This window comes from Acinetobacter sp. BSP-28, assembly GCF_044130285.1.
Classification (GTDB): Bacteria; Pseudomonadota; Gammaproteobacteria; order Pseudomonadales; family Moraxellaceae; genus Acinetobacter.
This window is the reverse complement of record NZ_JBIQOB010000004.1, coordinates 183856-208517: the sequence shown is the minus strand read 5'-3', so window position 1 is coordinate 208517 and position 24662 is coordinate 183856. Positions and strand designations below refer to the sequence as shown.

The window sequence follows — 24662 nt, the reverse complement described above, 5'->3', positions numbered from 1 at the left end:
CAGCTCGCCCAGCACTCCCGGTTATACATGAACACTCAAATTACCTTGATTCAAAAAATTGACGCCCTGCTGCCGCAAACACAATGCGGACTTTGCGGCCATCGAGATGGATGTTTGCCCTATGCAAAATCCATTGCTGAAGGTGAGGAAGCCAATAAATGTGTACCAGGCGGACAGCCGGTTGCCGATGCTTTGGCCGAATTGCTGGGTCGTCCTCAACTGCAAGCTGAAGAAAGTGTTTGGCCGATTCAAAGTGATGGTCGACCACAACGCATGAAAGCCATCATTCGTGAAGATGAATGCATAGGCTGTACCAAATGTATCAGCGCCTGCCCGGTCGATGCGATTATTGGCTCAGGCAAGCTCATGCATAGCATTTTGACCGACCTGTGTACCGGTTGCGAACTCTGTATTCCGCCATGTCCGGTCGACTGTATTGATCTGGTGGAAGATCACCACGTTGTACCTTCAGATGATGCGCGTATTGCTGAACAAACCGACCTGCGCAATCGCTATTACGCCCATATTCAGCGTGAAGAAAAACGACGTATCAATCGTAAAGGTCCTGTAGTCCGCGCCAATATTGATACGGCCTTATTTGCCCAATTTTCAGCGCAAAGTGATGTCGTTCCAGAAATTCAGATGGCAGAAAAAACGAGCAAACCTGTCATTAGCCACGACGCAGCAATCACCATTCAACTTGCTAAAATTCGTACACAAATCAAAAAATTAGAAAAACAGCTCAGTGTTCGGGAAGACATTAAAAAACGTGCCCTGCTGGATGATTTGCAACAGCAGCTGATTGCTTTGGGAGCATCATAATGGCGGTTAAAAACATGACCAAAAAGCAGATCCAGATTTTTTTTGACCGCTTACGTGAGCAAAGACCTAGCCCTAAAACCGAACTGAATTACAGCAATCCTTTTGAACTTTTGGTGGCCGTTACGCTTTCAGCTCAAGCCACCGATGTCAGTGTCAACAAAGCCACGGATAAACTGTTTCCTGTGGCCAATACGCCAGAAGCTATTTATGCCTTAGGCGTTGAGGGTTTAAAAGAATATATCAAGACCATCGGCTTATATAACGCAAAAGCCGAGAATGTAATTAAAGCCTGCAAGATGCTGATTGAAAAACACAACAGTGTGGTACCCAACAATCGGGCTGATCTGGAAGCGTTACCGGGTGTGGGACGTAAAACCGCCAATGTGGTGCTCAATACAGCTTTTGGTCAACCCACCATGGCCGTCGATACGCATATCTTTCGCGTAGGCAATCGCACTGGTCTGGCGGTAGGTAAAAATGTGCTTGAAGTCGAACATCGACTGGTCAAAGTCATTCCCAAAGAATTTATCATTGATTCACATCACTGGCTGATTTTACACGGTCGTTATACCTGTATTGCCCGCAAGCCTAAATGTCATGAATGCGTGGTGTGTGACGTGTGCAACTGGCCAGATCGTTTTGAATTTGGTGCAGCACGTGCCATTGCAGTAAAAAACATTGAAGCTGAACTTTAAGTTCAGCTTTTTTATACGCAGTTTATTTATTTTTTTCTTGTTCAGCCTTTTCCTGATCTCGTTTTTGTTGATCGCGCTGTGCCTGTAACTTTGGATGCAATTGACGTTGAGGTACTTTACCAGCATTTTCGCTACGCTCTTGCTGACGTACTTTTTTCAGCATCTTGAAACTGACATAGAACAAAGCAAACAATACTGCCAGAAATACGACCATTAACCCTAATACAGCAAACTTCACAGCAGTGTCCTTTTTGAGAGCATAATAAAAAGAGCCCTAATATGACTTAGGGCTCTTCGATTGTCAAAATCATCGAAATACGATTATTTTGATTGATCTAGAATGGCAAACAAATCAGTTTGAACTTCTTCAATTGGACGCAGACCGTTTAACTTGTCATAAGTCGGTGCATTTTCACCTGATGCTGCGCGACCTTGGTAGAAACCTACCAATTGTTCAGTTTCAGTGTGATAAGAACCTAAACGTTTACGGATGGTTTCTTCCTGGTCATCAGGACGTTGAACCAGTTCTTCACCCGTTTCATCATCTTTACCTTCGACCTTAGGCGGATTGTAAACCACATGGTAAACACGGCCAGAAGCTGGGTGCTGACGGCGACCAGAAAGACGTTTTACAATTTCTTCGTCTGGAACATCAATTTCAATCACGTGATCAATGTTGATGCCTTCTTTTTCCAAAGCTTCTGCTTGAGGAATAGTGCGAGGAAAACCATCAAAAATGCAACCATTTACACAATCAGATTGAGCAATACGTTCTTTGACCAGACCGATGATAAGCTCGTCTGATACCAGACCGCCACTTTCCATCACGCTTTTAGCTTTAAGACCTAATTCAGTACCTTCACGAATTGCAGCACGGAGCATATCACCGGTTGAAATTTGTGGGACATTGTAGCGCTTACAGATCAACTGAGCTTGTGTACCTTTACCTGCCCCAGGTGGTCCGAGTAATATAATGCGCATAAAAAAACATCCTCATTTAACAAATATATGTGATGCGTTTGCATGATGAATCTCTTTATTCGTCATGTAGTCCAGCATCTAATTATAAGAAAGCCACAAACAAATGTATTGTACCCGCTATAAATCCGGTTACGCCACCCAAGACAATCAGAATCCATTCATCTTCCTGAAAGGCAGGACGCAATAAATTCTGAAACTCTCTTGGCGTCAACTCGCGAATACGGTCTCTAAACATTTGATAGATTTTCTGTGCACGGCTCGCATTGAAGGCCGGGTCGCATACAGGCACCATCGTAATTTCAATCGAGCGATCGATCAAGTCCGTCTTGAGTTTTGCGTACTCTTTTGGCCCTAAAGACAACTGCAAAGAGGTCCGAACAATCGGAGTTTCCATAATTTCATTAATATGACGTTTCACAATACGGCGAGTTTTGTCTTTCTTCCCGCCATACATCATTTCAGTCATAATGGATTTTAACGTAATTAGGTCTTCTGTGACCACCCGCGCAAAAACATCGGAAACTTCATCCTGACGTTTCATAAATGCACCCTGAATATTATAGGTGCCAATACGCGGAATCACCGGTTTTATCCACGGGAACTTGCGACTTTCTGTACGCGAAAAAAACTGTGGATAGCGGATATAATGCGGTTCCAGCGGATTGAATACCATCCAGATGGCAATCCAGTTGGTCAGAAAACCCCAAACCGCTGCCCAGAACGGAACTGTCCAATGCCAAGGTACGACAAACCAGACGATCATCTGGAATATACCGAAGAACATCCCGATTAACGCACTAATATGCCAAATAAAGTTGATCTCTTTTTGACCTACTTTAAGGAACATATTCACCATTAAACGGCGATCACCTTCCATTTGGCGAACCACCATTTCACGCATATCTACAAGTGACTCGACGTTCATGGTCAGCTCAGTCACCAATTCCCTTAAAATACCCGGCAGCTGTTTATGGGCTTGTGAATAAATACGGCGTTTAATTGAATAGGGCAAGTTTTCCCAAAGTACCGCATTACGGTCAATCATCATTTCATCAATCAGATGTTCAAGTTCAAAACCGACCTGCTCACCGATGATCCGTGCCATATCTTCCGGATCCATGGCATCCAGAAATTCACGCAAAGAGCCCAATTTCGACAAGGTATTATCTGTAATAATCCCAGAAATGCGACCGGCTTTACGTGGCACAATGCCCTGCCAACCAACAGGAAGTGGCCCTAAATGGAATCCCCAAAACGTCAAGGGATAAAATACCATTTTCAGCGCCATCCACACATGCGCCCAAGTTACAAAAGCTGTCACAGGAATGATGCTAAGTACTGCCCAGAAATCAGGGCGATTCAAGAAGGTTTGCCACAATTCGTTGACGTACTCAAACATGCACGATATCCATATTTAATTTTTTAATCACAAAATACTTAATTGTAAAAACTGACTATTCTGACTATAAACCGATACTTAGAGTATAGGAAAATTGTAGCATGGGTTCTGTTTCTGCAACCACGTTGCCATTTTGATCTTCCATCTTCTCACCAGCACCAATCCCGATACTAAAACTGCTAATCCGTTCTTTACTGAGCAATACATATGCTAAATCTATACCAGCACCCAGTCTTGCTTCATATTCATTGTCGATTTTTTTACTTTCCAGATGCCCTGCATAGACACCAATGTAGTAACCGTTTTTATCTTTTCCAGTCAGATAGTAAGGATAACGAAACCCGACCTGACCACCCGCATTATAGTCATCATTATAAAATACACCCGCTTTTGCATAAGCGATGCCATAAGGATTAACCCATTCTGCATTTAAATGAAGAAGTTTTTTGGTAAATCCAGCTCCGACATTCCATGTTTTAGCACTTTCTGATGTCAATTTCGCTTCAGGTGAATATGGATTGTCTTCTGCATGGGCAATATTTGCCAGCGCAAAAAAAGCCAGCAAAGGATACACTTTTGTGATTATTTTCATCGTTGTCCCTAAATTTTATTTTTTAATACAGTCCTTTTTTGAATTTTGACTTTAGCAGAATTATGAGAACTCTTATATACTTCACTTTACAATTTTAATGTCTGTAAAGTCAAAGTTTAAGCTAAACCAGCCCAACAGTTCAGCAGAACAAATATCAAAAAAACCAGACTTGCGTTAGAATGTGCCACCGGATTTTTTAACTCCCCTAGATGTAAGTCGATCGCGTATGAAGCAGCACTTTCCTTTAAAAAATGTTCAACAAGAAAAGCGCATTTATCGCAATCGGGTGTTTATCTCTATCGGGATCGTGGCATTCTTTCTGCTCCTTCTTGTTGCGCGTTATGCCTATCTGCAAATTGCGCATTTTAATGAATTTTCAACTGCTTCAGACCAGAACCGTATCCGGCTACAACCTTTGGCACCTGCACGCGGCTATATCTACGACCGTAACGGTGTTTTGCTGGCAGATAATTATCCGGTCTTTTCCGCAACCATGTCTCGGGCCGATGTGCAAGACATTGACGACACCATAAAGCGTTTAACTCCCATCTTAAGCCTGACGCAAGAAGACATCGACCGTTTTAGCAGCCGGATTAAAACCTCTAAAAAAACTGAACGTGTATCAATAAAATTAAATTTAAACGAAACCGATATTGCCAGATTTAGCGAAGTCAAATTTCAGTTCCCTGGGGTGAATATTGAAACCCAGATGACCCGCTACTATCCGCATGGCGAATTGTTTGCGCATGTGATTGGTTATGTAGGGCGTATTAACGACAAAGAATTAAAATCGATTGATAAAGACTTATATGCCGGTACCAACCTGATTGGTAAAATTGGGGTGGAAAAATCTTATGAAGATCTGTTGCATGGCTTGCCCGGCAATGAATCTGTAGAAGCCGATGCTCATGGTAATGTATTACGCAATTTAGGTCGTAAAGAGCCTGTACGTGGAAATGACTTATACCTTTCAATTGACTATGGCTTACAAGTAACAGCAACCGAGCAACTGGCCGGGCGTCGTGGTGCCATTGTGGCGCTGAATCCCAAAACAGGTGAAATTCTGGCACTGGTTTCCAGTCCAAGTTTTAACCCGAATTTATTTGTGACCGGGATTAGCAATACCGACTATAGCGCCCTGCGCGACAATCTTGACCAGCCACTTTATAACCGTGCCGTGCAAGGGGCCTATCCTCCCGGTTCCACCATTAAGCCAATGTTCGGTTTAGGCGGTATTCATTACGGCTATGTCGATTGGGCGACGGCCATTTCTGATCCAGGCTATTTCACCTTACCGGGTGACAGTCACCGCTTCCGTGACCATAAAAAATCCGGTCATGGTGCTGTAAATATGCATAAAGCTCAGGTGGTATCTTGTGATACTTACTTTTATATCCTGTCTTATCGTATGGGCATTGAAAAAATGAATGCCTGGATGCGCCAATTTGGTTTTAGTGAAAAAACTGGGGTGGATTTACCCAGCGAAAGTACAGGCCTGTATCCAAACCCCGACTGGAAAATGCGTACCCGTAACAGTAAATGGCTGAAAGGTGAAACCATTTCCGTCAGTATTGGGCAAGGTGCTTTTACTGCAACACCTTTACAACTGGCCATGGCTACCGCGATTACGGCAAATCAAGGTGCGCATATTACCCCACATGTACTGCGTGAAAGTCACGGTGCCAAACCTTTTAAAATGCATAATGCACCAGATGGAAAAATCCAGTTTAACGGTAAACCTGAAGACTGGATCAAAATGCGCGATGCCATGGTTGATGTCATCGAATCTGGTACAGGACGTGGCATTCGTACCCCGCTATATCATATTGCAGGGAAAACCGGGACTGCACAGGTAAAAAGTATTGCCCAGGGTAAAAAATACAACGAAGCATTATTAACCGAGCGTCAACTTGACCATGGTTTATTTGTCGGTTTTGCCCCGGCTGAAAATCCTGAAATTGCGGTTGCGGTGGTTTGGGAAAATGGTAAACACGGTGGTTCCGCAGCCCAATTGGCTCGCCCTATGTTTGATTATTGGTTATATACCCGTAAAAAGAATCCAATTCGCCCGGCAGCTCATCAAATGAGTGGCGGCTTAATGACCGCAGGCATCAAACCGGGTGAATTGCCAAGTGGCACGGCACCACTGAGCACGGCGACCACTGCTCAAGCCAATACAACAGCAGCAGCGACCCAGCACGCAACTCAAGCTGCATCAAGTGCACAACCCGCAGAAGTTGAAGGTGACTGAGCTATGAAAAATCAACTCCGTATTATTGGCGGTGAATGGAAACGCCGTCAGCTTCCCTTTGCCAGTATTGAAGGTTTACGCCCTACGCCCGACCGTGTCCGTGAAACTTTGTTTAACTGGCTGATGTGGGATATTCAAAATGCACAGGTTCTCGATATTTGTGCCGGCTCAGGTGCCTTAAGTTTTGAAGCTTTATCACGTGGTGCAGCACAGGTGGTGATGATTGAACCGAATCGTACACAAGCTGCTTTTTTAACCAACAATTTGCAGTTACTGAAAGTGACCAGTCAACATGCCAAACTGAAAGTAGCCACTGCACAACAAACTTTACCTAGCCTGAAACAATCCTTTGATCTGGTCTTCTTAGATCCGCCTTATAGTTTGGATTTATGGGAAGAACTGGCTCAGCTTGCCGACCCGCTCATTAAAGACCGGGCATTTATATATGTTGAGGCCGATCGTGAATTAAGCCAGCTTAAACTTCCCGCTTCCTGGCAACAGATTAAACAAAGCAAGGCGGGAACTGTTCGTGCAGGGCTGTATCAAAAAAATGCACCCTGATTAAAAATAAAAAAGGACTCCTGCATGGAATCCTTTTTTGTCAAATGTAGTATGCCAATTTCAGATCGGGAATAGATCTATTAACGACTATAGCGCCAATCCCGGTCACCTCTGTCATGCTTCCAATCCCTATGGTCTCTATCTTTCCAGTCTCGATCACCATGGTCTCGGTCATAATGTCCGTTGCGATCCCGATGACCACGATAATCATCATCATAATAAGGATCGAGGACACAGCCAGTTATTGACACTGCCAATACAGAAAGTAAGATCACTTTTTTCATCATGTTCATCACCTCTTTACTGCACGACATCAGTATCAAATGATTTAATGTAGAGCAAACGAAGTCATTGTTACTCTCTTGTAGTCATTTATTGTTTTTTATTTATCACAAAAATATTCAATCCATATTTCATCCAATGCTTTTAGCAAAAGTTCTCCTTAGATTTGCAGAAATACTGCTAAATACACGCTTGGCTTTTTGACTCAACTTTTGAATACTACTGACTTTTCTTCTGTACAGAACGCTATGACTTGGCTGTTATTTATTCTTGGGGCAATGGTCGCAGGTTTTGTCCAGGGACTGACCGGCTTTGCTTTTGCCCTAATCGCCATGTCATTCTGGGTCTGGGCCCTGCCTCCGCAAATTGCTGCACCCTTGGTGGTCTTTGCTTCGGTATGGAGCCATATCATTTCGTTATCCAATGAACAGAAGCATCCTCATCTGCATAAAACCCTGGTGTTGCCTTATTTAATTGCCGGACTCATTGGCGTACCTTTAGGCACATATTTATTGCATATTATTCAACCTGAAACCTTTAAAGTCATTTTAGGCATTTTTTTGGTGGTGTGGTGTCCGGTGATGTTTTTCCATCCGGCATTTCCCCGTCTGCAACAATCGGGAAAACTGGCAGACAGCCTGATTGGATTTATCGGCGGAATCCTGGGTGGTTTAGGCGGATTTTGCGGTTCCTTGCCATCTGCCTGGGTGATGCTGAAAAATCTCTCCAAACAGCAACAACGTTACGTTTTACGACATTTTAATTTTGGCATTCAGCTCTTTACCCTACTGGCCTATTTACTGCAAGGCACGCTAGAAATCCAGCTCTGGCCTTATATGGCAATTTTGCTGATCAGTGTCAGTTTTCCCGCCATTTTAGGGGCAAAATTATTTTATAAAATTTCGGAAACACAATTTAAGCATACTGTTTTAAGTCTGTTATTTGCATCTGGCTGTTTCTTAATTTTCAATACACTGCTGTAATGCTACTGGCTTGCCCAAAAAATCAAATTCATATGTTGAGATTTTTCCACCTCATTTATCTATAACCACTGGACAAAAGCACCGTAAATCTCATTTAGACAAAAAATATCCAATCAGCCGGGCAGATCAAATTTATCTAAAGGAAAACTTTATACAATAACTTAACCCCATCATCAATTTTCCTAGAAATGAAAACCTTGATTTTATTAGCAGGAATTATTCTTCTCTCTGGCTGTTCCCTCACCACTTCCCATGAAGTTAAACATGCAGAAAAAATGCTTGCAGATTTTCAGTGCAATAAAATTGAAACTGCACAAATGGCACATAGTTCTATTACTTCTTATCATGAACAGGCACTTGCTTCTAGCCGCCAAAAAGCTGAATTTTATGTACAAAGCTATAAAGATGGGGACGAGCTATTTAATGTCCCATTAACAGAAGTGATTGAGGAGCAATATTTTATTTATCAGGAAGCTTGTCTGCATTTAGGCGGGATTAACCCAGCACAAAATCGATAATTTCTTCCAGCGAAGGTGAATTCAATACAACTCACCAAACATAGGCAGCGACCCAAGATGTTGCTATTTGCGCATCTTGGCTCCTCTTGAAAATCAGACAGAGAAACCCTGTCTTTTTAGTTAGGCTTCATGGTAATAACGTGTATCCACGCTAAACTGTTCTGGAAATTTAGCATTGATTTGCGCATAAAATGCCATAATTTCAGCCATGTCTTTTTCATAATCGCCCGTAGGATAAACAATTTTACCTACCCCGGTTTTCTTCTTGGCATAGTCCATATAAGCCAATGCAATCGGCACACCTGCATTGATCGCCACATGGTAGAAACCGGTTTTCCATTGTTCCCGTTTGGCACGTGTTGCTTCCGGTGTAACCAGCATCACCAGTTTTGGATGGGTTTTAAATAAATCCGTCATCACTTGCACCATACTTGGGCGTGGCTCACCTTCTTTTTTCGCTGTGCGGTCAATCCCGATTCCGCCCATTGCACGTACAAATGGACCAAAAGGAAATTTCATATAACTGTCTTTGATAGTTAAACGAACATTCACCCCGAGTGCCTTGAGCGCCAGACGTGCATATAAGGCATCCCAATTGCTGGTGTGCGGTGCAGCAATCATGACACATTGATCCAAATCAAGCGGCCAATGATTATCGATTTCCCAGCCCATCATTCCTAAACTTTGTTCAGCTAATTTCTCAAACACTTACCGCACCACCACCTAATCAAGTGCGCAAATTCTAACAAGGTCGCTGAAATATAAAAGTGCGGTATGTGCAATAAATAACCAATTAATATATAAATGTATAACTTTCAAGTTCAAATAAAAAATGTGAAATTTGCTGTTTTATTGTTGTCGATATCTCCTCATTGTGGATGCTCTCAAGTCTTAGTTCATATTAGAATTCACAAAAATAGACATAACAAAGCAATAACAAGATAAATATTTAATTAATCTGCATTTTTATATAGTTTTAAAACTGTATTGGCTAAAAGGAACAATATCGTGAAAAAAATAATCTTCATTCTGTCACTGAGTACCTTGGCTTTTGCTGGATGTAGCAAACCCAATACCGATACTCATGACAGCAATACAGCACCTGATCAACCCATGACTCAATCCACAACACCACCATCTGCCACAACTGCTAAAGCTACAGGAGATAGCGCAGAAACAGCGCTGGATTGGGCTGGAGAATATAAGGGTGTTTTCCCCTGCGCTGACTGCGAAGGTATTGAAACAGAACTGGAATTAAAAGCAGACAAAACCTATGAATTAACAGAAGAATATTTAGGCAAGGGTAAAACGAATGAATTTAAGGTAAAAGGCTCTTTTAGCTTTGATGCAGATAATCCCTCTATCATTAGCCTGGACCAAGCGGGAGAAAATCGTAAATTCTTTGTTGGTGAAAATTTTGTTGAAGCACGTGATATAAATTCTGGAAAAGTAATTGATTCCAAACTGAATTATAAGTTGCAGAAAGATCTGAAATAATTTCTATTTGAATATCTGACTTTAGGCAATTTAAAAACCTGAAAAATAGGCTTATTAATTGCAAATCTTTTGGTTAAGGGGTTTTAGAGTAGAAAATGAAGCTGATGAGCTAAACAAAGCACATTCATGATATGAATAGAAATTAAATAAAAAAATCCCCGCTTTTGCGGGGATTTTTTTAAGATCGGATGATCAGTATGAATTACATCATACCGCCCATTCCACCCATGCCGCCCATATCAGGCATAGCAGGTTTGTCTTCTGGGATATCTGTGATCATGCATTCAGTCGTTAACATTAAAGCAGCTACAGATGCAGCATGTTCAAGTGCAGAACGTGTTACTTTTGCAGGGTCAAGGATACCCATTTCAAGCATATCGCCATATTCACCAGTTGCAGCATTATAACCGAAGTTACCTTCGCCATTTTTCACAGCGTTGATGACTACAGATGGTTCATCACCCGCATTCGCTACGATTTGACGAAGCGGAGCTTCAATCGCGCGACGTAAAATGTTGATACCTACATTTTGGTCATCATTGGCACCAGTTACATCAGTAAGCGCAGAAGCTGCACGTACAAGCGCAACACCACCACCCGCAACTACACCTTCTTCAACTGCAGCACGTGTTGCATGAAGTGCATCGTCAACACGGTCTTTTTTCTCTTTCATTTCAACTTCAGTTGCTGCACCAATTTTGATGACTGCAACACCGCCAGCAAGTTTTGCTACGCGTTCTTGAAGTTTTTCTTTGTCGTATTCAGACGTAGATTCTTCAATTTGCGCACGGATTTGTTGAACGCGTTCAGCGATTTGGTTAGCATCACCGGCACCATCAACAATCACAGTGTTTTCTTTAGAAACTGTGATTTTATGTGCAGTACCCAAGTCTTGAAGCGTTGCCTGTTCTAAAGACATGCCTACTTCTTCAGAAATAACAGTAGCACCAGTCAAGATTGCGATATCTTGCAGCATTGCTTTACGACGGTCACCAAAACCAGGCGCTTTAACCGCACATACTTTAATGATGCCGCGCATGTTGTTTACTACAAGCGTAGCCAACGCTTCACCTTCAACATCTTCAGCGATGATAAGAAGTGGTTTGCCCGTTTTAGCAACTGCTTCCAATACAGTAATCAATTCACGGATATTGCTGATTTTTTTATCAACAAGAAGAATGAACGGATTTTCAAGTTCTGCAGTTAAAGTGTCTTGTTTGTTTGCAAAGTACGGGCTGATATAACCGCGGTCAAACTGCATACCTTCAACTACATCCAACGCATCTTCAAAGCCTGAACCTTCTTCAACAGTGATCACGCCTTCTTTACCAACGCGTTCCATTGCTTGTGCAATCAGTTTACCCACAGTGGTATCAGAGTTAGCAGAGATCGAACCGACTTGTTCAATGGCTTTAGTGTCAGAAGCTGGTTTAGCAGTGGCTTTGATGTTTTCAACAACCGCTTTCACTGCAAGGTCGATACCACGTTTCAAGTCCATTGGGTTCATACCCGCAGTCACTGACTTGATACCTTCATTCAAGATTGCTTGAGCCAATACAGTTGCAGTTGTTGTACCGTCACCTGCGATGTCATTGGTTTTTGAAGAGACTTCACGAACCAGTTGAGCACCCATGTTCTCAAATTTGTCTGCAAGTGAAATTTCTTTAGCGACAGTTACACCATCTTTAGTGATGTGTGGCGCACCGAAAGAACGGTCAATAACAACGTTACGGCCTTTAGGACCTAAAGTCACTTTTACCGCATCTGCAAGTACGTTTACACCTGCAATCATTTTGCTGCGAGCTGAATCACCGAATTTTACGTCTTTAGCTGACATGGTTTACTCCAAATATTTTTTAATTTTCAATAAGCTGAATAAATAATCAGATCTGAATCTGCTTGCTCAGGATTAACCTTCAAGCACAGCTAAAATGTCAGACTCTTTCATAATAAGAAGTTCTTCGCCTTGTACTTTTACAGTTGTACCTGCATATGTACCGAACAATACTTTGTCGCCAACTTTAACGTCTAAAGCACGTACACCGTTGTCAGTAATCTGGCCATTACCTACTGCAATGATTTCACCTTGAGCCGGTTTTTCAGCAGCAGAACCTGGAAGCAAAATACCGCCAGCAGTTTTAGTTTCTTCTTCAACACGACGAATAACTACGCGATCATGTAATGGACGAATGTTGCTCATTGGAAACTCCATCAGACTAAGTCTTTTATTAGTGAAGTAATGATGACTTTGTTATTCCATCGGTCATCATCAAATAATTTCGATGACACTTTTGTGGGGATGGAAAAAACCGCTTCAAGGGGCAAGCAAAAAAAAATTGCAGTTTTTTGTATTTTTTTTATTCAAACCCAATGTTTCTGCAATTAATCGGCATTTTCTTCTTTTAACACAAATTCTTTTTGCTGCTGATTAAAATAATAATGCTCTACATCGGCATTGGAATAAATGATATTAAAACTGTTCGGTAAGCCACGATGTAAACGGTAAGAGGTTGCGGTTCCGGCATGAATATCGAGCACAGGATGGGTTGCCCCCAAATGGTAAACCTGATTCAGATCATACACGGCCGGCTGATGCAGATGCCCATGCAACAGACCGTTTAAACCACTTTGACTCCATGATTCCAGTGCCATACGCCCCAGCATTGGACAATCCTTGATCCCATGCGGATCATTCGGTGGCGTATAAAATGGCTGGTGCGCAACAATGAGTTTGATTTTATGCTTGGGAGCCATCATCAGCCTTTGATCAATTTGCTGAATTTGCTCCAGCGAAATATGTCCCCGGGTGTGATAGCGTCGTCTAATGCTATTCACCCCAATCAGATAAAAATGCGCAGTTTCCAGCACCGCTTCCATATGGCCAAAGAAAATTTTGTAGCGAGTAAAAGGACTGAATATTCGATTCCAGACATGGTATAGCGGAATATCATGATTTCCCGGCACCACCAAATATGGAAGATTTAAACTTTCCAAAAAATGTTTGCAGTCATAAAACTGCCTATAACGGGCGCGTTGAGTTAAATCCCCACTCACAACTACAGCCTCCAAAGGGTGTTGCTGACAAAATAGACGGATTGCTGCCATACAGGCCGGTTTTTCCGTTCCAAAATGTAAATCAGACAGATGTAGAATCATGAGGAACCATTACTTTTAATGCATGCTTACGCACAGAAATATGAAGAGGTGGCTGCATTTCCACGATTTCACCATCCAGTGCAAGGGTCAGTTTTTTGGCTTTGGAATGAATTTTCACCTTGTCGGCAGAAAAGCTATACACATCTGGCGCATGATCAAGATTGCCTCGAATCAACTGCCATAAAATTTTAAATAACGTCGGTTTATCGCTTTTCGCCACCACCACCCCAGCGACCTTTCCCAGTTCAGCACATTTGGCAATGCGTAAATTCATCTCTGCCAGTTGCAGCTGATTATTGCCAAAAAAAATCAGCGGGGTTTTCACCGGATATTTTTTACCATCAATTTCCACTTCAAGTTTCAGTTCTTTGCGATCACGAATCAGCACATCTAAAGCTGAAGTATAGGCATGTAAAGCAAAACGGCCAAAACGTCGGTTATAGAGTTCACGCCTTTGTATAAATAAAGGATAAAGCCCCAAGCTGGCGTTGTTTAAATAGATATGATCATTGATTTGCGCCACATGGACGGTACGGATCTTCCCTGTCGCTATCACATCGGCCGCTTTCAGCAGATCAAGCGGAATATTCAGCAAGCGTGCAACATAATTAAAGGTTCCCAAGGGGAAAATGCCCATGGGAATCTCGGTACCCACCAATTTGGTTGCCACCGTATTGAGTGTACCATCCCCACCCGCAGCGACCACAATACCAATTTCTTCGGCCTGTTGATGGCGAGCGATTATTCTGTCCATAAAACTGTTAAAATCTGCTTCAGCACTGATTTCAAATGCCTGAATTTCATAGCCATAAGCCGTTAAATTTGTCATAAGTTGTTCATAGATTTCATCTTTATTGGCTGCATGAAACCCTGATTTTTCATTATAGATAAGGGACAAAGGCTTGGCAGAAACTGACATTTTCTATACTTTTTTGAAGCAATTGCTCTAATTTTGTCCAAATTATCGACAATTGAAAGCATCTTTATGTAAAATTCAAATTACCACCATTTATTAAATCAATATCGATCACCACAAAAATAACAACAATAAATTATTGTTTTTTAAAAAAATAATTTAAATAAATAACACTCATAAAACTAATAAATGGGTCAATTAATAAACGAACAATGTTTTAACTTATTGTTTTTAATAATTTTAAAAAAGAAACATTTAATATTCCAATCTATTTCAGCTACTTCTTTAGTCTTATTTTTTTTATGATTTTATGCTTTAATACAGCCACTTTTTTTTTATATTTTCATCCTGGCGATGTATCCCATTGCCTGGATTGTACTTTGTACATTTGAATCGTACATATTTGAGATAGGCCTCACCATGACCCAAGTGAACGCACCAGAATTCGTTCGTAACCCTAAGCTTATTGCATGGGTGGAAGAGATTGCTAAATTAACCAAACCGGCAAAAATTGAATGGTGTGACGGTAGCGCAGAAGAATATCAACGTCTTATTGACTTGATGATCGCTAACGGCACTATGCAAGCACTTAACCCAGAAAAACACCCTGGTTCTTACTTGGCCAATTCAGATCCTTCTGACGTTGCTCGTGTTGAAGGTCGCACATTTATCTGCTCAGAAAAACAAGAAGACGCAGGTGCGACAAACAACTGGGAAGCACCTGCTGAAATGCGCGCTCGCCTGAACGGTTTGTTTGATGGTTGCATGAAAGGACGTACCATGTACGTGGTTCCTTTCTCTATGGGTCCTTTAGGTTCTCATATCGCACACATCGGTATTGAGTTAACCGACTCTCCTTACGTAGCAGTAAGCATGGCTAAAATGGCTCGTATGGGTAAAGCTGTTTACGAGGTACTTGGTACTGATGGCGAATTCGTACCATGTGTCCACACTGTAGGCGCTCCGCTTGAAGAAGGTCAAAAAGACGTTGCTTGGCCTTGCAACCCAGAAAAATATATCGTGCATTATCCAGAAACTCGTGAAATCTGGTCATTCGGTTCTGGTTACGGCGGTAACGCATTGTTGGGTAAAAAATGCCTAGCTTTACGTATTGCTTCTTCTATGGGTCGTCAACAAGGCTGGTTAGCTGAACATATGCTGATCCTTGGCGTGACTAACCCACAAGGCGAAAAACACTACATCGCAGCTGCATTCCCATCTGCTTGTGGTAAAACAAACTTCGCTATGTTGATTCCACCAGCAGGTTACGAAGGCTGGAAAATTGAAACTGTAGGTGATGACATTGCCTGGATCAAACCAGGTGAAGACGGTCGCTTATATGCAATCAACCCTGAAGCTGGTTTCTTCGGTGTAGCTCCTGGTACAAATACCAAGACCAACCCGAACTGTATGGCGACTTTAAGCCACGACGTGATCTATACCAACGTTGCTGTAACTGACAACGGTGAAGTATGGTGGGAAGGTCTAACTAAAGAAGCGCCTGCTAACCTGACTAACTGGAAAGGTCAACCACACGTTGCTGGTGAAAAAGCTGCGCATCCAAATGCACGTTTTACCGTTGCTGCGGGTCAATGCCCTTCAATTGATGCTGACTGGGAAAATCCAGCAGGTGTTCCAATTTCTGCGTTCATCTTCGGTGGTCGCCGTGCAGATACAGTACCTCTAGTTTCTGAAGCTTTCGACTGGGTTGATGGCGTATATAAAGCTGCAACGATGGGTTCTGAAACAACTGCTGCCGCTGTAGGTCAACAAGGTGTTGTACGTCGTGACCCATTTGCGATGCTTCCATTTACTGGCTACAACATGGCTGACTACTTCTCTCACTGGTTAGAAATGGGTGAGCAAGTTGGCGAGAAAGCTGCAGCTGCTGGCAACAAACTTCCTAAGATCTTTAACGTAAACTGGTTCCGTCGTGATGCTGAAGGCAACTTCGTATGGCCTGGTTTCGGTCAAAACATGCGTGTTCTTGAGTGGATGATTGATCGTTGTGAAGGTCGTGCTGAAGCGACTGAAACTCCAATCGGTTTTGTTCCTACTTACGAACAATTGAACTGGACTGGTTCTGATTTCACTAAAGAACAATTTGACCTTGTGACTTCTCAAGACAAAGATCAATGGATCAAAGAACTTGAAAGCCACACTGAATTGTTCAACAAACTTGGTGAACGCTTACCAGAAGCACTTAAAGCTCGTCAAAATGAGCTTCTAGATGCTGTGAAAAAATCTGCTTAATCAGCAGATATTGAAAAAAAGGCCGCAAGTGCGGTCTTTTTTTTAACTGTTTTTTAATAACAAGACTTTAGAACTTAACAACAACCACAAAAGGGGAAATTTCATGTTAAAAACACTAACACTTGGTGCTTGCCTGCTCGGTCTGTCCACTTTAGCAATGGCCAAACCTGAAACACCAGAACAGCCTGCTCTTCACGTTTGTGCAATCAAAGGCACGCCAGACTCTAGCCAGTTTCAGATCAAAAAGCGCATTAAAGTAGCTAAAGGTACCTATGGCAGCGTAGAAGAGCTGTATTCACGTTTTGCAGAACGTGCACATCAAGTCGGTGGTAACGTGGTCATTAACTACAACGCCAGCCAAAGATTCGGTTTCTGGCCTTGGCGTATTGTACGTCCAGTGGTTTGGGGTACTGCAGTGAAATGGAATACGCCGGTAAATTGTAAAGAAATCGGTGGCGTTGAAATTTAAGTACAGCCCACAGCTGGAACTTCAATAAAGAGAACAACTGAAACTTGCTTCACCTAAAAGACCGCTCAGGCGGTCTTTTATTTTGTGATTCATCAATTTAAGCAGCGGTATCTTCCGATCTTTTAATCAGCAATTTTAAAAGATATTGATCCAGTTTCTGTATTTCAGCATCGCCAAATTGAAAGCCCAGTTTGCTTCGGCGCCATAAAATATCCTCACAGGTTCTAGCCCACTCCTGATCCACCAGATAATCTACTTCTCTAGCAAACAAACCATGACCAAAATCTACACCCAGTTCATTGATGCTGGAAACATCCTTTAAAAACGTCCATACCCTTGAGCCATACGCATGTGCCCAGCGCGAAGCCAATGGCAAAGAGACATCCTCAATAGCCTGCATCAGCTGCTGCATTAACAACTCAACCGAAACCAAATTTTCCGCACCCGGTAACAATGCCGTTTCAGTCCAAGGCTTATGCATGTCGGGGAAGCTCGGCGCCAAATGCACCATTGCTGACTCTGCCAGTTTGCGATAGGTGGTGAGCTTTCCGCCAAAAACTGAAAGTAACGGCGCATCCTTTTCCTGCGCATGCGATATCGCCAAAGTGTAATCCCGGGTAATGGCCGAAGGATTGTCTGACTCATCATCACACAAAGACCGCACACCTGAATAAGTATATAAAATATCTTCAACTGCTAGCTGATGCTTAAAATGATCATTATAAACATCCAGCAAATAATCCACTTCCTGCGAGGTGATTTTAACCTGATCCAGATCGCCCTTATATTCATGATCTGTGGTACCAATCAAGGTGTATTGCTCCAGATAAGGAATGGCAAAAACAATACGATGATCATCATTTTGCAGAATGAAAGCTTTATCACCCTCATAAATTCTAGGCACGATAATATGACTGCCTTGAACAAGACGTAAGCCATGCGGCGATTTTAGCTTTAAATTGTGCTCAATAAACTGGAATACCCAAGGTCCGGCAGCATTGACCAAGGCTTTTGCCTGTAGCTGATAACTGCCCTGTGCATTTTCCAGCTGAAGGGTCCACAACCCCTGTTCGCGGTAAGCTGCTACGCAACGTGTTTGTGTCGCAATCCTGGCGCCCAGTTCATGTGCCTGCATGGCATTTAAAATCACCAGACGTGAATCATCTACAGCACAATCAGAATATTCAAAACCTTGCGTCATTTCATCTTTTAAAGGACTGCTGGCCGGATCAAAATGAATATGCCGGGAAGCGGCTAATTTTTTCCGCTTCCCCAGATGATCATAAATAAATAAACCGGCCCGGATCAGCCATGCAGGACGTAAATGCGGCTGATGCGGCATAATAAAACGTAAGGGACGAATAATATGTGGTGCTTTAGCCAACAGAATTTCCCGCTCTACTAAAGCTTCATGCACCAGACGGAATTCTTTATATTCAAGATAACGCAAACCACCATGAATCAGCTTACTGCTGGCAGAAGAAGTATGGCTGGCAAGATCATCCTTTTCACATAAAAAAACCGACAAACCTCGACCTGCAGCATCTACGGCAATCCCCACACCATTGATGCCACCACCAATCACCGCTACATCATAGACCGGATGACTCACTTGCATGTCCACCTCCTCTAATCCTGCTTAAACAGCAAACTTAAATTTCTTGTTGTACCAAGAAACTTAACACTATTTAAACTGAAAGGACACCAGATAATTGTCGTTCACCTCAATGGAGACAAAATGAACAAAGTGTGTATTTCTTTATTCCGACCTCTGAGATTTGATTCCATGCCTCCTTTAAACACACCCTTTTTTGTACTATTCATTTTGCACACTTTTCATACAAAACTGAAAAATCATATGCTTATACCCCTAAGATAATTGGTTTAACATCAAAAAACGATAGCGAAATGGACTTGTGCAGATGATTGATCAAAACGTTTCTCAAGTAAATTTAGATACCAAAACACGGGTCAAATCCATTCTTGGTGGTTCAGCAGGTAATCTGGTGGAATGGTATGACTGGTATGTCTATGCTGCTTTTACCTTATATTTTGCCCATGCTTTCTTCCCCAAAGGCAGCCAGACAGCACAATTACTTCAGGCAGCCGCCATTTTCGCAGTCGGCTTTTTAATGCGACCGATTGGTGCCTGGATTATGGGTATTTACTCGGATAAAAAAGGACGTAAATCTGGACTTACCCTTTCTGTAACCTTGATGTGTATTGGTTCTCTCATGATTGCAGTTTCCCCAACCCATGACCAAATTGGCATATTTGCCCCTATTATTTTAGTGGTTGCCCGACTCATTCAGGGCTTAAGCGTGGGCGGTGAATATGGTGCCAGTGCCACCTATTTGAGTGAAATGGCTGAAAGAAATCGCCGTGGCTTTTTCTCAAGCTTTCAGTATGTCACCCTGATTGCAGGTCAGCTGACTGCTCTCTGTGTATTGCTGATTTTGCAGTTTGTGCTCACCGAAGAACAACTGCATGACTGGGGTTGGCGCATTCCCTTCTTTATTGGGGCTTGCCTGGCCATTGTGGTGTTTTATATCCGTCGTGGATTGCTCGAAACCCAGTCTTTTAAAAATGCCCAAAAAGATAAAAACCAGCCCGAATCAAGCATGTTTTCCCTCTTTAAACATTATCCCAAACAGGCCTTTACAGTTTTATTTTTAACCGCAGGTGGTACTGTTGCCTTTTATAGCTATACCACTTACTTGCAAAAATACTTGGTAAATACCTCTGGATTTAGCAAACCCGAAGCCACGCAAATCACAACTCTGGCACTGTTCATTTTCATGTGCTTACAACCATTAGCCGGTGCTTTATCAGATAAAGTTGGGCGCAAGCCGATCATGATTGCCTTTGGGGTATTAGGCGTTTTATTTACCTATTTTATATTTGATCGTCTAGGCCAGACTCATGACTACTGGGCAGCATTCTGGCTCTGCCTGGCAGGTCTGGTGATTGTGACTGGTTATACCTCTATTAATGCAGTGGTCAAAGCCGAATTATTTCCCGCTCATATCCGTGCCTTAGGCGTTGCACTGCCTTATGCTCTCGCCAACACCCTGTTTGGCGGTACCGCAGAATTTTTTGCCTTAAGCTTTAAAGAAGCCGGACATGAGTCCTGGTTCTTTATTTATGTCACGATTTTAATCTTTATCTCGTTGCTAGTTTATATCTTTATGAAAGACACTAAACATCATTCCCAGATCAAGGAACATTAATCCAAAGCCATTTTAAAAAGCCTTTCTACTTTCTATATGAAAGGCTTTTTATTTATCTGTAGTATTGAAAAAAATAAACTGTTCCCTACGCATATTCGTACATTGGCTGTTGCACTTCCTTATGCTATTGCCAATACCCTGTTTGGTAGTACAGCAGAACTGGTTGCCCTCAGCTTTAAAAATGCCGGTCATGAAAACTACGTCTTCTATTACATTACCTTCATGATCGGCTTGTCTTTAATGACCTATATCTTTATGAAAGACAGTAAAAAACACAGCATGATTAGCGATGACTAAATCGAATGAATCAAGTTGAATAATCAGCTCCTGAGCTTTCTAAATGGTCACATTTGGAAAGCTTTTTTATGGGATATACAGCGCTTCAAGATCGTTAAAAAATCGGGCTTATGGCATACTGAATAGAATAATAACGCCGGGAACTTTTGAAGATGAACAAGAGATATAAATTGTTAGGTTTAGGTTTGATTGCGCTTGGACTGACTGCCTGTCAAAGTACTCCGCGCCAATACAATGGTACTGTCGGCTATCAGATTGAAAGCAAGTCTGCGGATAGCGCAACCTTGGCTTATACTTTGGCAATTCGTCAAAACCAGAGAGTAGATGAACAGAAATTACAACGCGCTTGTCAAAAAGTATTGGGCTTAAATAAACAATATAAATTAACCATTCTCAGCATTAGTGAAATTGCCAATCCGGAAATACAAACACCTCACTATGGCCGTCAACTGGGTCAAAGTCGTACCAGCATAAGTCTGAGCAATACCCCAGATTTATATAACAGTGAAGATATCGCCACTCGTCAAGCTTTAGAGGCACGTCCAAGTACCTTAAGTGTGGTTCGTTATACCTGCTCTTAGAATCTACAAGATAGATAGAAATAAGACGCTATTTATAGCGTCTTATAAAAACTGACATTACGAAATTCTTTCGCTTCATCCAGATCTGGCCATGTGGTCGCACTTCGCTCATCCAGTTTTTCATAGTTTGGATGACTAAAGTTTTTCACCCGGCTGTCAGCCACCCAGACTTCTGGGGCGAATTTTAGGAATTCATCTAGGAAAAAGCGGTTGCACTGATCATAGAGAACATCTGCTGCCAACAGCACATCAACCTGTTCTGCTTTATATAAATCATCCAGATATTCAAGTTCTACATCATTCAATGCTGCATTGGCGCGACATGCATCCAAACTGACCTGATCGATATCACAACAGATCACCCGTTTCGCCCCTGCCATTTTCGCTGCAATGGCAACAACGCCTGAACCCGCACCAAAGTCGAGGACAACCTTATCCTTGACGTGATGTGGCTCTGCAAGCAACCACTGTGCCATCGCAAGCCCTGACGCCCAGCAGAAAATCCAGTATGGGGTATCGTTCCAGATACGACAAATCACTTCATCATCTAAGCGATCGGTTGGAAAGACTGGTGGAATCAGCCATAACGAAATTGGTGTTTCAGGCAGTTGCTGTGCAAGCAGTTCACAATGTGGAATGACTTCATGCAGGGCTTGAAGGAGATGTTCAGGGGCTTGGGGGAGTTGAAAAGTACAGCTCATTGGAATTTTTTATTCGTTTTAAATTAAAGGAAATCCGTCTAATCGAGGGAAAACCCTCATCCCAACCTTCTCCCAAAGGGAGAAGGAGTATCTCATTATTTATCATAATGAATTCCCCTCTCCTTTCAGGAGAGGGTTAGGGAGAGGATTATTTTTTAAATCCCCTCATCCCAGCCTTCTCCCTAAGCCGTATACGGCGCAAGAGAAGGAAAAAAAGGCATTAACCCAAAGCTTTTTCTGCAGCTTCAACAGTTTGACGAATTAAAGTCGTAATCGTCATTGGACCTACACCACCCGGAACTGGTGTATATGCAGAAGCCACGTCTTCAATACCAACTAATTGGATATCACCTACACCGCCACCATCACGTGGATGGAAACCAGCATCTACAACGACTGCACCTGGCTTAATCCAGTCTTTTTGAATCAGTTCAGCTTTACCTACTGCACCCACAATGATGTCCGCTTGCTTAACGAAGCTAGCAAGATCTTGAGTACGTGAATGGCAAATCGTTACCGTTGCATTCGCTTCAAGCAACATTGCAGCCATTGGTTTACCCAAAATTGCAGAGCGGCCAACCACAACCGCATGCTTTCCAGCGATTTCGATGTTGTTTGCTTTCAAAATCGTCATGATACCTGCTGGTGTTGCAGAACCATAAGCCGCTTCGCCCATTGCCATACGGCCGTAACCAAGACAAGTTACACCATCAACGTCTTTAGCCAGTGAAATAGCATCAAAGCACGCACGTTCATCAATTTGAGCAGGCACTGGGTGCTGTAAAAGAATACCGTGAACATCAGGATTGGCATTGAGTTTTTCAATTTCAGCCAGTAATTCTTCAGTCGTGGTTTCTTTCGGAAGTTCAACTTTCAATGAATCCATACCGACACGGCGGCAAGCATTTCCTTTCATACGAACGTAAGTTGCAGATGCGCCATCGTCACCTACCAAAATCGTCGCAAGGATTGGAGTACGACCTGATTTTGCTTTTAACGCTTCTACGCGAGTTAACAAATCAGCTTCAATTTGCTTTGCCAATGCACGACCATCTAATACTAATGCCACGGCACTTCTCCCAAGTGTTGATATGAATCAATTTCGCACATTCTACATGAATATTTTAAATATTTTCCGTTATATGCTGCTTTTCTGCACATCTGCATAAATCTACTATTGTTTTTTTTTCAGGGCTTGATAATATACGCAGCAACAAGAGATGGCGGGGTGGCAGAGTGGTCATGCAGCGGACTGCAACTCCGTGTACGCCGGTTCGATTCCGACCTCCGCCTCCAATCTTGTAAAATGCCCGAGTGGTGAAATCGGTAGACACAGGGGATTTAAAATCCCCCGCCCACAAAGCGTGCCAGTTCGAGTCTGGCCTCGGGCACCATTTTAATACTTCTTAAAATGGTGCAATAAAAGATCCAGCGAAAGCTGGTTTTTTTATGCCTGAAATTTCTTGCAGACATATCCTAAAATTAAAGGGCGTTAAGTCCAATACTTATCCGTATCTAACTATAGCCCTGCTAAAACTTTAAAATCTTGAGTTCATTTTTACTGGGCACATTTTAAATAGCCTTGCAGACTATTATCTAATTCTTGCTGCAAATGTGCAGGCTTGACGATTTTCACATAAGGAATCCAGTAACGTACCAATGGATTCAATTCTTTCTGATGTCGAATCTGACAACTAATCAGCAATTCCCCTGTTTCCGATTCATCTACAATCACCTGTTCTGGAAAAATCCGGCGTTGCTTAAAATAAATTGCAGCCTCTCGATGCACCGATAACATGACTTCCTGTTTTTCATGCTGAAACCAAATACCATCTTCATCAGTTAATTGCTGCAGCACAGCCTGATCATGTTCAAACGGTGAAAGTCGATGACTACAGATAGTTTTCTCAATACGGCCCAGACGGTAAACGCGCAGTTCTTGCTTGCGTACAGCTGCCAAGTACCAGCTACCCATATGGTGAATTAATCGATAGGGTTTTACAACCCGTATTTGACCTCGGTAAAACAAGGCAATTTGCTGTCTTTTTTGAATACTTGCAGTGAGTAATTTGAAATGCTCAGCATACTGCGTGGTATCTTCAAAATTGTAACCTTTGGCAGAAAAAACCAGATTGGCACGGTTATCAAACAACTCTCTGAGGAAAGAGATATCTAAAGATGGATAAAGATTCTGAATGCCAGACAACTGGGCAAAGTTTTGAATATCCTGTAATTTAAAGCGCCCGAAATAAGAAGAATCCAGGTAAAATTTTTTGGTTTTAGTGTCTTGAATAAGTGGAAGATAAGAATTTAAACGATCAAAATCACGTTCTATGGTTCGGCTACTGACGCGAAATTCAAGCGCCAATTCTTGCACGCTCAGCTGATGTCCCACATTGAGTTTGGTCAATATACGAGCCAAACGTTCTGCAAGACGCTCATGTGTTGAAGGATGATCCTTCATAAAACCCCTCTTTG

General features: G+C 42.4%; 26 protein-coding genes and 2 tRNA genes. 14 read left to right on the top strand and 14 right to left on the bottom strand.

All coding sequences use genetic code 11. The features are described 5' to 3' along the window. Positions 1 to 27 precede the first annotated feature (27 nt). On the top strand, positions 28 to 822 hold the full coding sequence (locus tag ACE01R_RS04620; RefSeq protein ID WP_395547848.1) for an RnfABCDGE type electron transport complex subunit B: 795 nt from the start codon (positions 28 to 30) through the stop codon (positions 820 to 822). Continuing rightward, on the top strand, positions 822 to 1517 hold the full coding sequence (nth, locus tag ACE01R_RS04615; protein ID WP_395547845.1) for an endonuclease III: 696 nt from the start codon (positions 822 to 824) through the stop codon (positions 1515 to 1517). The genes ACE01R_RS04620 and nth overlap by 1 nt, the downstream gene beginning before the upstream one ends. A 22-nt stretch (positions 1518 to 1539) precedes the next feature. On the opposite strand, the gene ACE01R_RS04610 is transcribed toward nth, so the two are convergent. The 4 genes from ACE01R_RS04610 to ACE01R_RS04595 all read right to left on the bottom strand — a co-directional run bounded on the left by ACE01R_RS04610 (position 1540) and on the right by ACE01R_RS04595 (position 4480). Beyond that, positions 1540 to 1755 (bottom strand): hypothetical protein, encoded by a 216-nt coding sequence (locus ACE01R_RS04610; protein WP_395547844.1) that lies wholly within the window; start codon positions 1753 to 1755, stop codon positions 1540 to 1542. Positions 1756 to 1838: 83 nt separating this feature from the next. Beyond that, on the bottom strand, positions 1839 to 2498 hold the full coding sequence (gene adk, locus ACE01R_RS04605; RefSeq protein WP_395547838.1) for an adenylate kinase: 660 nt from the start codon (positions 2496 to 2498) through the stop codon (positions 1839 to 1841). An 82-nt stretch (positions 2499 to 2580) separates the two neighbouring features. Beyond that, positions 2581 to 3897 (bottom strand): hypothetical protein, encoded by a 1317-nt coding sequence (locus ACE01R_RS04600; RefSeq protein ID WP_395547825.1) that lies wholly within the window; start codon positions 3895 to 3897, stop codon positions 2581 to 2583. A 64-nt stretch (positions 3898 to 3961) separates the two neighbouring features. After that, a complete protein-coding gene (locus ACE01R_RS04595) occupies positions 3962 to 4480 on the bottom strand; it encodes a hypothetical protein (RefSeq protein WP_395548002.1) in 519 nt (172 codons plus the stop codon). 235 nt (positions 4481 to 4715) lie between these two features. Here ACE01R_RS04595 and mrdA point away from each other — a divergent pair, with 235 nt between their 5' ends. Together mrdA and rsmD are read left to right on the top strand one after the other, a co-directional pair. Beyond that, positions 4716 to 6740, top strand: coding sequence for a penicillin-binding protein 2 (gene mrdA / locus ACE01R_RS04590; protein WP_395547813.1), 2025 nt, complete (start codon positions 4716 to 4718; stop codon positions 6738 to 6740). 3 nt (positions 6741 to 6743) lie between these two features. Next, positions 6744 to 7301, top strand: coding sequence for a 16S rRNA (guanine(966)-N(2))-methyltransferase RsmD (gene rsmD / locus ACE01R_RS04585; protein WP_395547811.1), 558 nt, complete (start codon positions 6744 to 6746; stop codon positions 7299 to 7301). Positions 7302 to 7381: 80 nt separating this feature from the next. Here the strand turns inward: rsmD and ACE01R_RS04580 are convergent, their stop codons facing one another. Further along, the gene (locus tag ACE01R_RS04580; RefSeq protein WP_395547999.1) at positions 7382 to 7588 is read right to left on the bottom strand and encodes a hypothetical protein; all 207 of its coding nucleotides are present in this window, start codon (positions 7586 to 7588) and stop codon (positions 7382 to 7384) included. 243 nt (positions 7589 to 7831) lie between these two features. Here ACE01R_RS04580 and ACE01R_RS04575 point away from each other — a divergent pair, with 243 nt between their 5' ends. Next, complete coding sequence (locus tag ACE01R_RS04575; protein ID WP_395547783.1) at positions 7832 to 8566, top strand: sulfite exporter TauE/SafE family protein; 735 nt, start codon at positions 7832 to 7834, stop codon at positions 8564 to 8566. Positions 8567 to 8754: 188 nt separating this feature from the next. After that, entirely contained in the window at positions 8755 to 9084 is a 330-nt protein-coding gene (locus tag ACE01R_RS04570) for a hypothetical protein (protein WP_395547750.1), read from the top strand. Between the two features lie 120 nt (positions 9085 to 9204). Here ACE01R_RS04570 and ACE01R_RS04565 read toward each other — a convergent pair whose 3' ends face one another. Next, positions 9205 to 9792, bottom strand: coding sequence for a 1-acyl-sn-glycerol-3-phosphate acyltransferase (locus ACE01R_RS04565; RefSeq protein WP_395547704.1), 588 nt, complete (start codon positions 9790 to 9792; stop codon positions 9205 to 9207). A gap of 300 nt (positions 9793 to 10092) precedes the next feature. Here ACE01R_RS04565 and ACE01R_RS04560 point away from each other — a divergent pair, with 300 nt between their 5' ends. Further along, on the top strand, positions 10093 to 10581 hold the full coding sequence (locus ACE01R_RS04560) for a copper resistance protein NlpE (protein ID WP_395547680.1): 489 nt from the start codon (positions 10093 to 10095) through the stop codon (positions 10579 to 10581). Between the two features lie 202 nt (positions 10582 to 10783). Here ACE01R_RS04560 and groL read toward each other — a convergent pair whose 3' ends face one another. From groL to ACE01R_RS04540, 4 genes are all read right to left on the bottom strand, one after another. Next, the gene (gene groL, locus ACE01R_RS04555) at positions 10784 to 12418 is read right to left on the bottom strand and encodes a chaperonin GroEL (protein ID WP_395547639.1); all 1635 of its coding nucleotides are present in this window, start codon (positions 12416 to 12418) and stop codon (positions 10784 to 10786) included. Positions 12419 to 12490: 72 nt separating this feature from the next. Then, positions 12491 to 12781, bottom strand: a complete 291-nt coding sequence (gene groES / locus ACE01R_RS04550) for a co-chaperone GroES (RefSeq protein ID WP_016167026.1) — start codon at positions 12779 to 12781, stop codon at positions 12491 to 12493. A gap of 182 nt (positions 12782 to 12963) precedes the next feature. Beyond that, complete coding sequence (locus ACE01R_RS04545) at positions 12964 to 13737, bottom strand: metallophosphoesterase family protein (RefSeq protein WP_395547633.1); 774 nt, start codon at positions 13735 to 13737, stop codon at positions 12964 to 12966. After that, positions 13718 to 14656, bottom strand: coding sequence for a diacylglycerol/lipid kinase family protein (locus tag ACE01R_RS04540; protein WP_395547631.1), 939 nt, complete (start codon positions 14654 to 14656; stop codon positions 13718 to 13720). Before ACE01R_RS04540 ends, ACE01R_RS04545 begins: the two co-directional genes overlap by 20 nt. A 417-nt stretch (positions 14657 to 15073) precedes the next feature. Between ACE01R_RS04540 and ACE01R_RS04535 the strand changes: the two genes are divergently transcribed. Both ACE01R_RS04535 and ACE01R_RS04530 read left to right on the top strand, forming a co-directional pair. Next, positions 15074 to 16906 carry a phosphoenolpyruvate carboxykinase (GTP) gene (locus tag ACE01R_RS04535; protein ID WP_395547629.1) on the top strand — a complete coding sequence of 611 codons (1833 nt, stop codon included), beginning with the start codon at positions 15074 to 15076 and terminating at the stop codon, positions 16904 to 16906. A gap of 103 nt (positions 16907 to 17009) precedes the next feature. Further along, positions 17010 to 17375: a hypothetical protein gene (locus tag ACE01R_RS04530; RefSeq protein WP_395547627.1), complete on the top strand. Its 366-nt coding sequence runs from the start codon at positions 17010 to 17012 to the stop codon at positions 17373 to 17375. Positions 17376 to 17472: 97 nt separating this feature from the next. On the opposite strand, the gene glpD is transcribed toward ACE01R_RS04530, so the two are convergent. Next, on the bottom strand, positions 17473 to 18993 hold the full coding sequence (gene glpD / locus ACE01R_RS04525) for a glycerol-3-phosphate dehydrogenase (protein ID WP_395547625.1): 1521 nt from the start codon (positions 18991 to 18993) through the stop codon (positions 17473 to 17475). A 304-nt stretch (positions 18994 to 19297) separates the two neighbouring features. On the opposite strand from glpD, the gene ACE01R_RS04520 reads away from it, so the two are divergent. The 3 genes from ACE01R_RS04520 to ACE01R_RS04510 all read left to right on the top strand — a co-directional run bounded on the left by ACE01R_RS04520 (position 19298) and on the right by ACE01R_RS04510 (position 21483). Next, positions 19298 to 20605 (top strand): MFS transporter, encoded by a 1308-nt coding sequence (locus ACE01R_RS04520; protein WP_395547623.1) that lies wholly within the window; start codon positions 19298 to 19300, stop codon positions 20603 to 20605. A gap of 36 nt (positions 20606 to 20641) precedes the next feature. Continuing rightward, a complete protein-coding gene (locus ACE01R_RS04515) occupies positions 20642 to 20902 on the top strand; it encodes a hypothetical protein (RefSeq protein WP_395547616.1) in 261 nt (86 codons plus the stop codon). 152 nt (positions 20903 to 21054) lie between these two features. Next, positions 21055 to 21483: a hypothetical protein gene (locus tag ACE01R_RS04510; protein WP_395547595.1), complete on the top strand. Its 429-nt coding sequence runs from the start codon at positions 21055 to 21057 to the stop codon at positions 21481 to 21483. A gap of 32 nt (positions 21484 to 21515) precedes the next feature. On the opposite strand, the gene ACE01R_RS04505 is transcribed toward ACE01R_RS04510, so the two are convergent. Both ACE01R_RS04505 and folD read right to left on the bottom strand, forming a co-directional pair. After that, positions 21516 to 22184: a class I SAM-dependent methyltransferase gene (locus ACE01R_RS04505; RefSeq protein WP_395547579.1), complete on the bottom strand. Its 669-nt coding sequence runs from the start codon at positions 22182 to 22184 to the stop codon at positions 21516 to 21518. 220 nt (positions 22185 to 22404) lie between these two features. Next, a complete protein-coding gene (gene folD, locus ACE01R_RS04500; RefSeq protein ID WP_395547577.1) occupies positions 22405 to 23253 on the bottom strand; it encodes a bifunctional methylenetetrahydrofolate dehydrogenase/methenyltetrahydrofolate cyclohydrolase FolD in 849 nt (282 codons plus the stop codon). Between the two features lie 153 nt (positions 23254 to 23406). Between folD and ACE01R_RS04495 the strand changes: the two genes are divergently transcribed. Together ACE01R_RS04495 and ACE01R_RS04490 are read left to right on the top strand one after the other, a co-directional pair. Next, positions 23407 to 23480 (top strand) — tRNA-Cys (locus tag ACE01R_RS04495). Positions 23481 to 23492: 12 nt separating this feature from the next. Then, positions 23493 to 23578 (top strand) — tRNA-Leu (locus ACE01R_RS04490). 164 nt (positions 23579 to 23742) lie between these two features. Here the strand turns inward: ACE01R_RS04490 and ACE01R_RS04485 are convergent. Continuing rightward, positions 23743 to 24648, bottom strand: a complete 906-nt coding sequence (locus tag ACE01R_RS04485) for a helix-turn-helix transcriptional regulator (protein WP_395547575.1) — start codon at positions 24646 to 24648, stop codon at positions 23743 to 23745. Positions 24649 to 24662: the final 14 nt, after the last annotated feature.

What these genes read in the sequence shown, in the direction of transcription:
- ACE01R_RS04620 (WP_395547848.1), top strand. Translation starts at nt 28, where the DNA reads ATGAACACTCAAATTACCTTGATTCAAAAAATTGACGCCCTGCTGCCG.
- nth (WP_395547845.1), top strand. Translation starts at nt 822, where the DNA reads ATGGCGGTTAAAAACATGACCAAAAAGCAGATCCAGATTTTTTTTGAC.
- adk (WP_395547838.1), bottom strand. Translation starts at nt 2,498, where the DNA reads ATGCGCATTATATTACTCGGACCACCTGGGGCAGGTAAAGGTACACAA.
- ACE01R_RS04600 (WP_395547825.1), bottom strand. Translation starts at nt 3,897, where the DNA reads ATGTTTGAGTACGTCAACGAATTGTGGCAAACCTTCTTGAATCGCCCT.
- mrdA (WP_395547813.1), top strand. Translation starts at nt 4,716, where the DNA reads ATGAAGCAGCACTTTCCTTTAAAAAATGTTCAACAAGAAAAGCGCATT.
- rsmD (WP_395547811.1), top strand. Translation starts at nt 6,744, where the DNA reads ATGAAAAATCAACTCCGTATTATTGGCGGTGAATGGAAACGCCGTCAG.
- ACE01R_RS04580 (WP_395547999.1), bottom strand. Translation starts at nt 7,588, where the DNA reads ATGATGAAAAAAGTGATCTTACTTTCTGTATTGGCAGTGTCAATAACT.
- ACE01R_RS04575 (WP_395547783.1), top strand. Translation starts at nt 7,832, where the DNA reads ATGACTTGGCTGTTATTTATTCTTGGGGCAATGGTCGCAGGTTTTGTC.
- ACE01R_RS04570 (WP_395547750.1), top strand. Translation starts at nt 8,755, where the DNA reads ATGAAAACCTTGATTTTATTAGCAGGAATTATTCTTCTCTCTGGCTGT.
- groL (WP_395547639.1), bottom strand. Translation starts at nt 12,418, where the DNA reads ATGTCAGCTAAAGACGTAAAATTCGGTGATTCAGCTCGCAGCAAAATG.
- groES (WP_016167026.1), bottom strand. Translation starts at nt 12,781, where the DNA reads ATGAGCAACATTCGTCCATTACATGATCGCGTAGTTATTCGTCGTGTT.
- ACE01R_RS04545 (WP_395547633.1), bottom strand. Translation starts at nt 13,737, where the DNA reads ATGATTCTACATCTGTCTGATTTACATTTTGGAACGGAAAAACCGGCC.
- ACE01R_RS04540 (WP_395547631.1), bottom strand. Translation starts at nt 14,656, where the DNA reads ATGTCAGTTTCTGCCAAGCCTTTGTCCCTTATCTATAATGAAAAATCA.
- ACE01R_RS04535 (WP_395547629.1), top strand. Translation starts at nt 15,074, where the DNA reads ATGACCCAAGTGAACGCACCAGAATTCGTTCGTAACCCTAAGCTTATT.
- ACE01R_RS04530 (WP_395547627.1), top strand. Translation starts at nt 17,010, where the DNA reads ATGTTAAAAACACTAACACTTGGTGCTTGCCTGCTCGGTCTGTCCACT.
- glpD (WP_395547625.1), bottom strand. Translation starts at nt 18,993, where the DNA reads ATGCAAGTGAGTCATCCGGTCTATGATGTAGCGGTGATTGGTGGTGGC.
- ACE01R_RS04520 (WP_395547623.1), top strand. Translation starts at nt 19,298, where the DNA reads ATGATTGATCAAAACGTTTCTCAAGTAAATTTAGATACCAAAACACGG.
- ACE01R_RS04515 (WP_395547616.1), top strand. Translation starts at nt 20,642, where the DNA reads ATGAAAGGCTTTTTATTTATCTGTAGTATTGAAAAAAATAAACTGTTC.
- ACE01R_RS04510 (WP_395547595.1), top strand. Translation starts at nt 21,055, where the DNA reads ATGAACAAGAGATATAAATTGTTAGGTTTAGGTTTGATTGCGCTTGGA.
- ACE01R_RS04505 (WP_395547579.1), bottom strand. Translation starts at nt 22,184, where the DNA reads ATGAGCTGTACTTTTCAACTCCCCCAAGCCCCTGAACATCTCCTTCAA.
- ACE01R_RS04485 (WP_395547575.1), bottom strand. Translation starts at nt 24,648, where the DNA reads ATGAAGGATCATCCTTCAACACATGAGCGTCTTGCAGAACGTTTGGCT.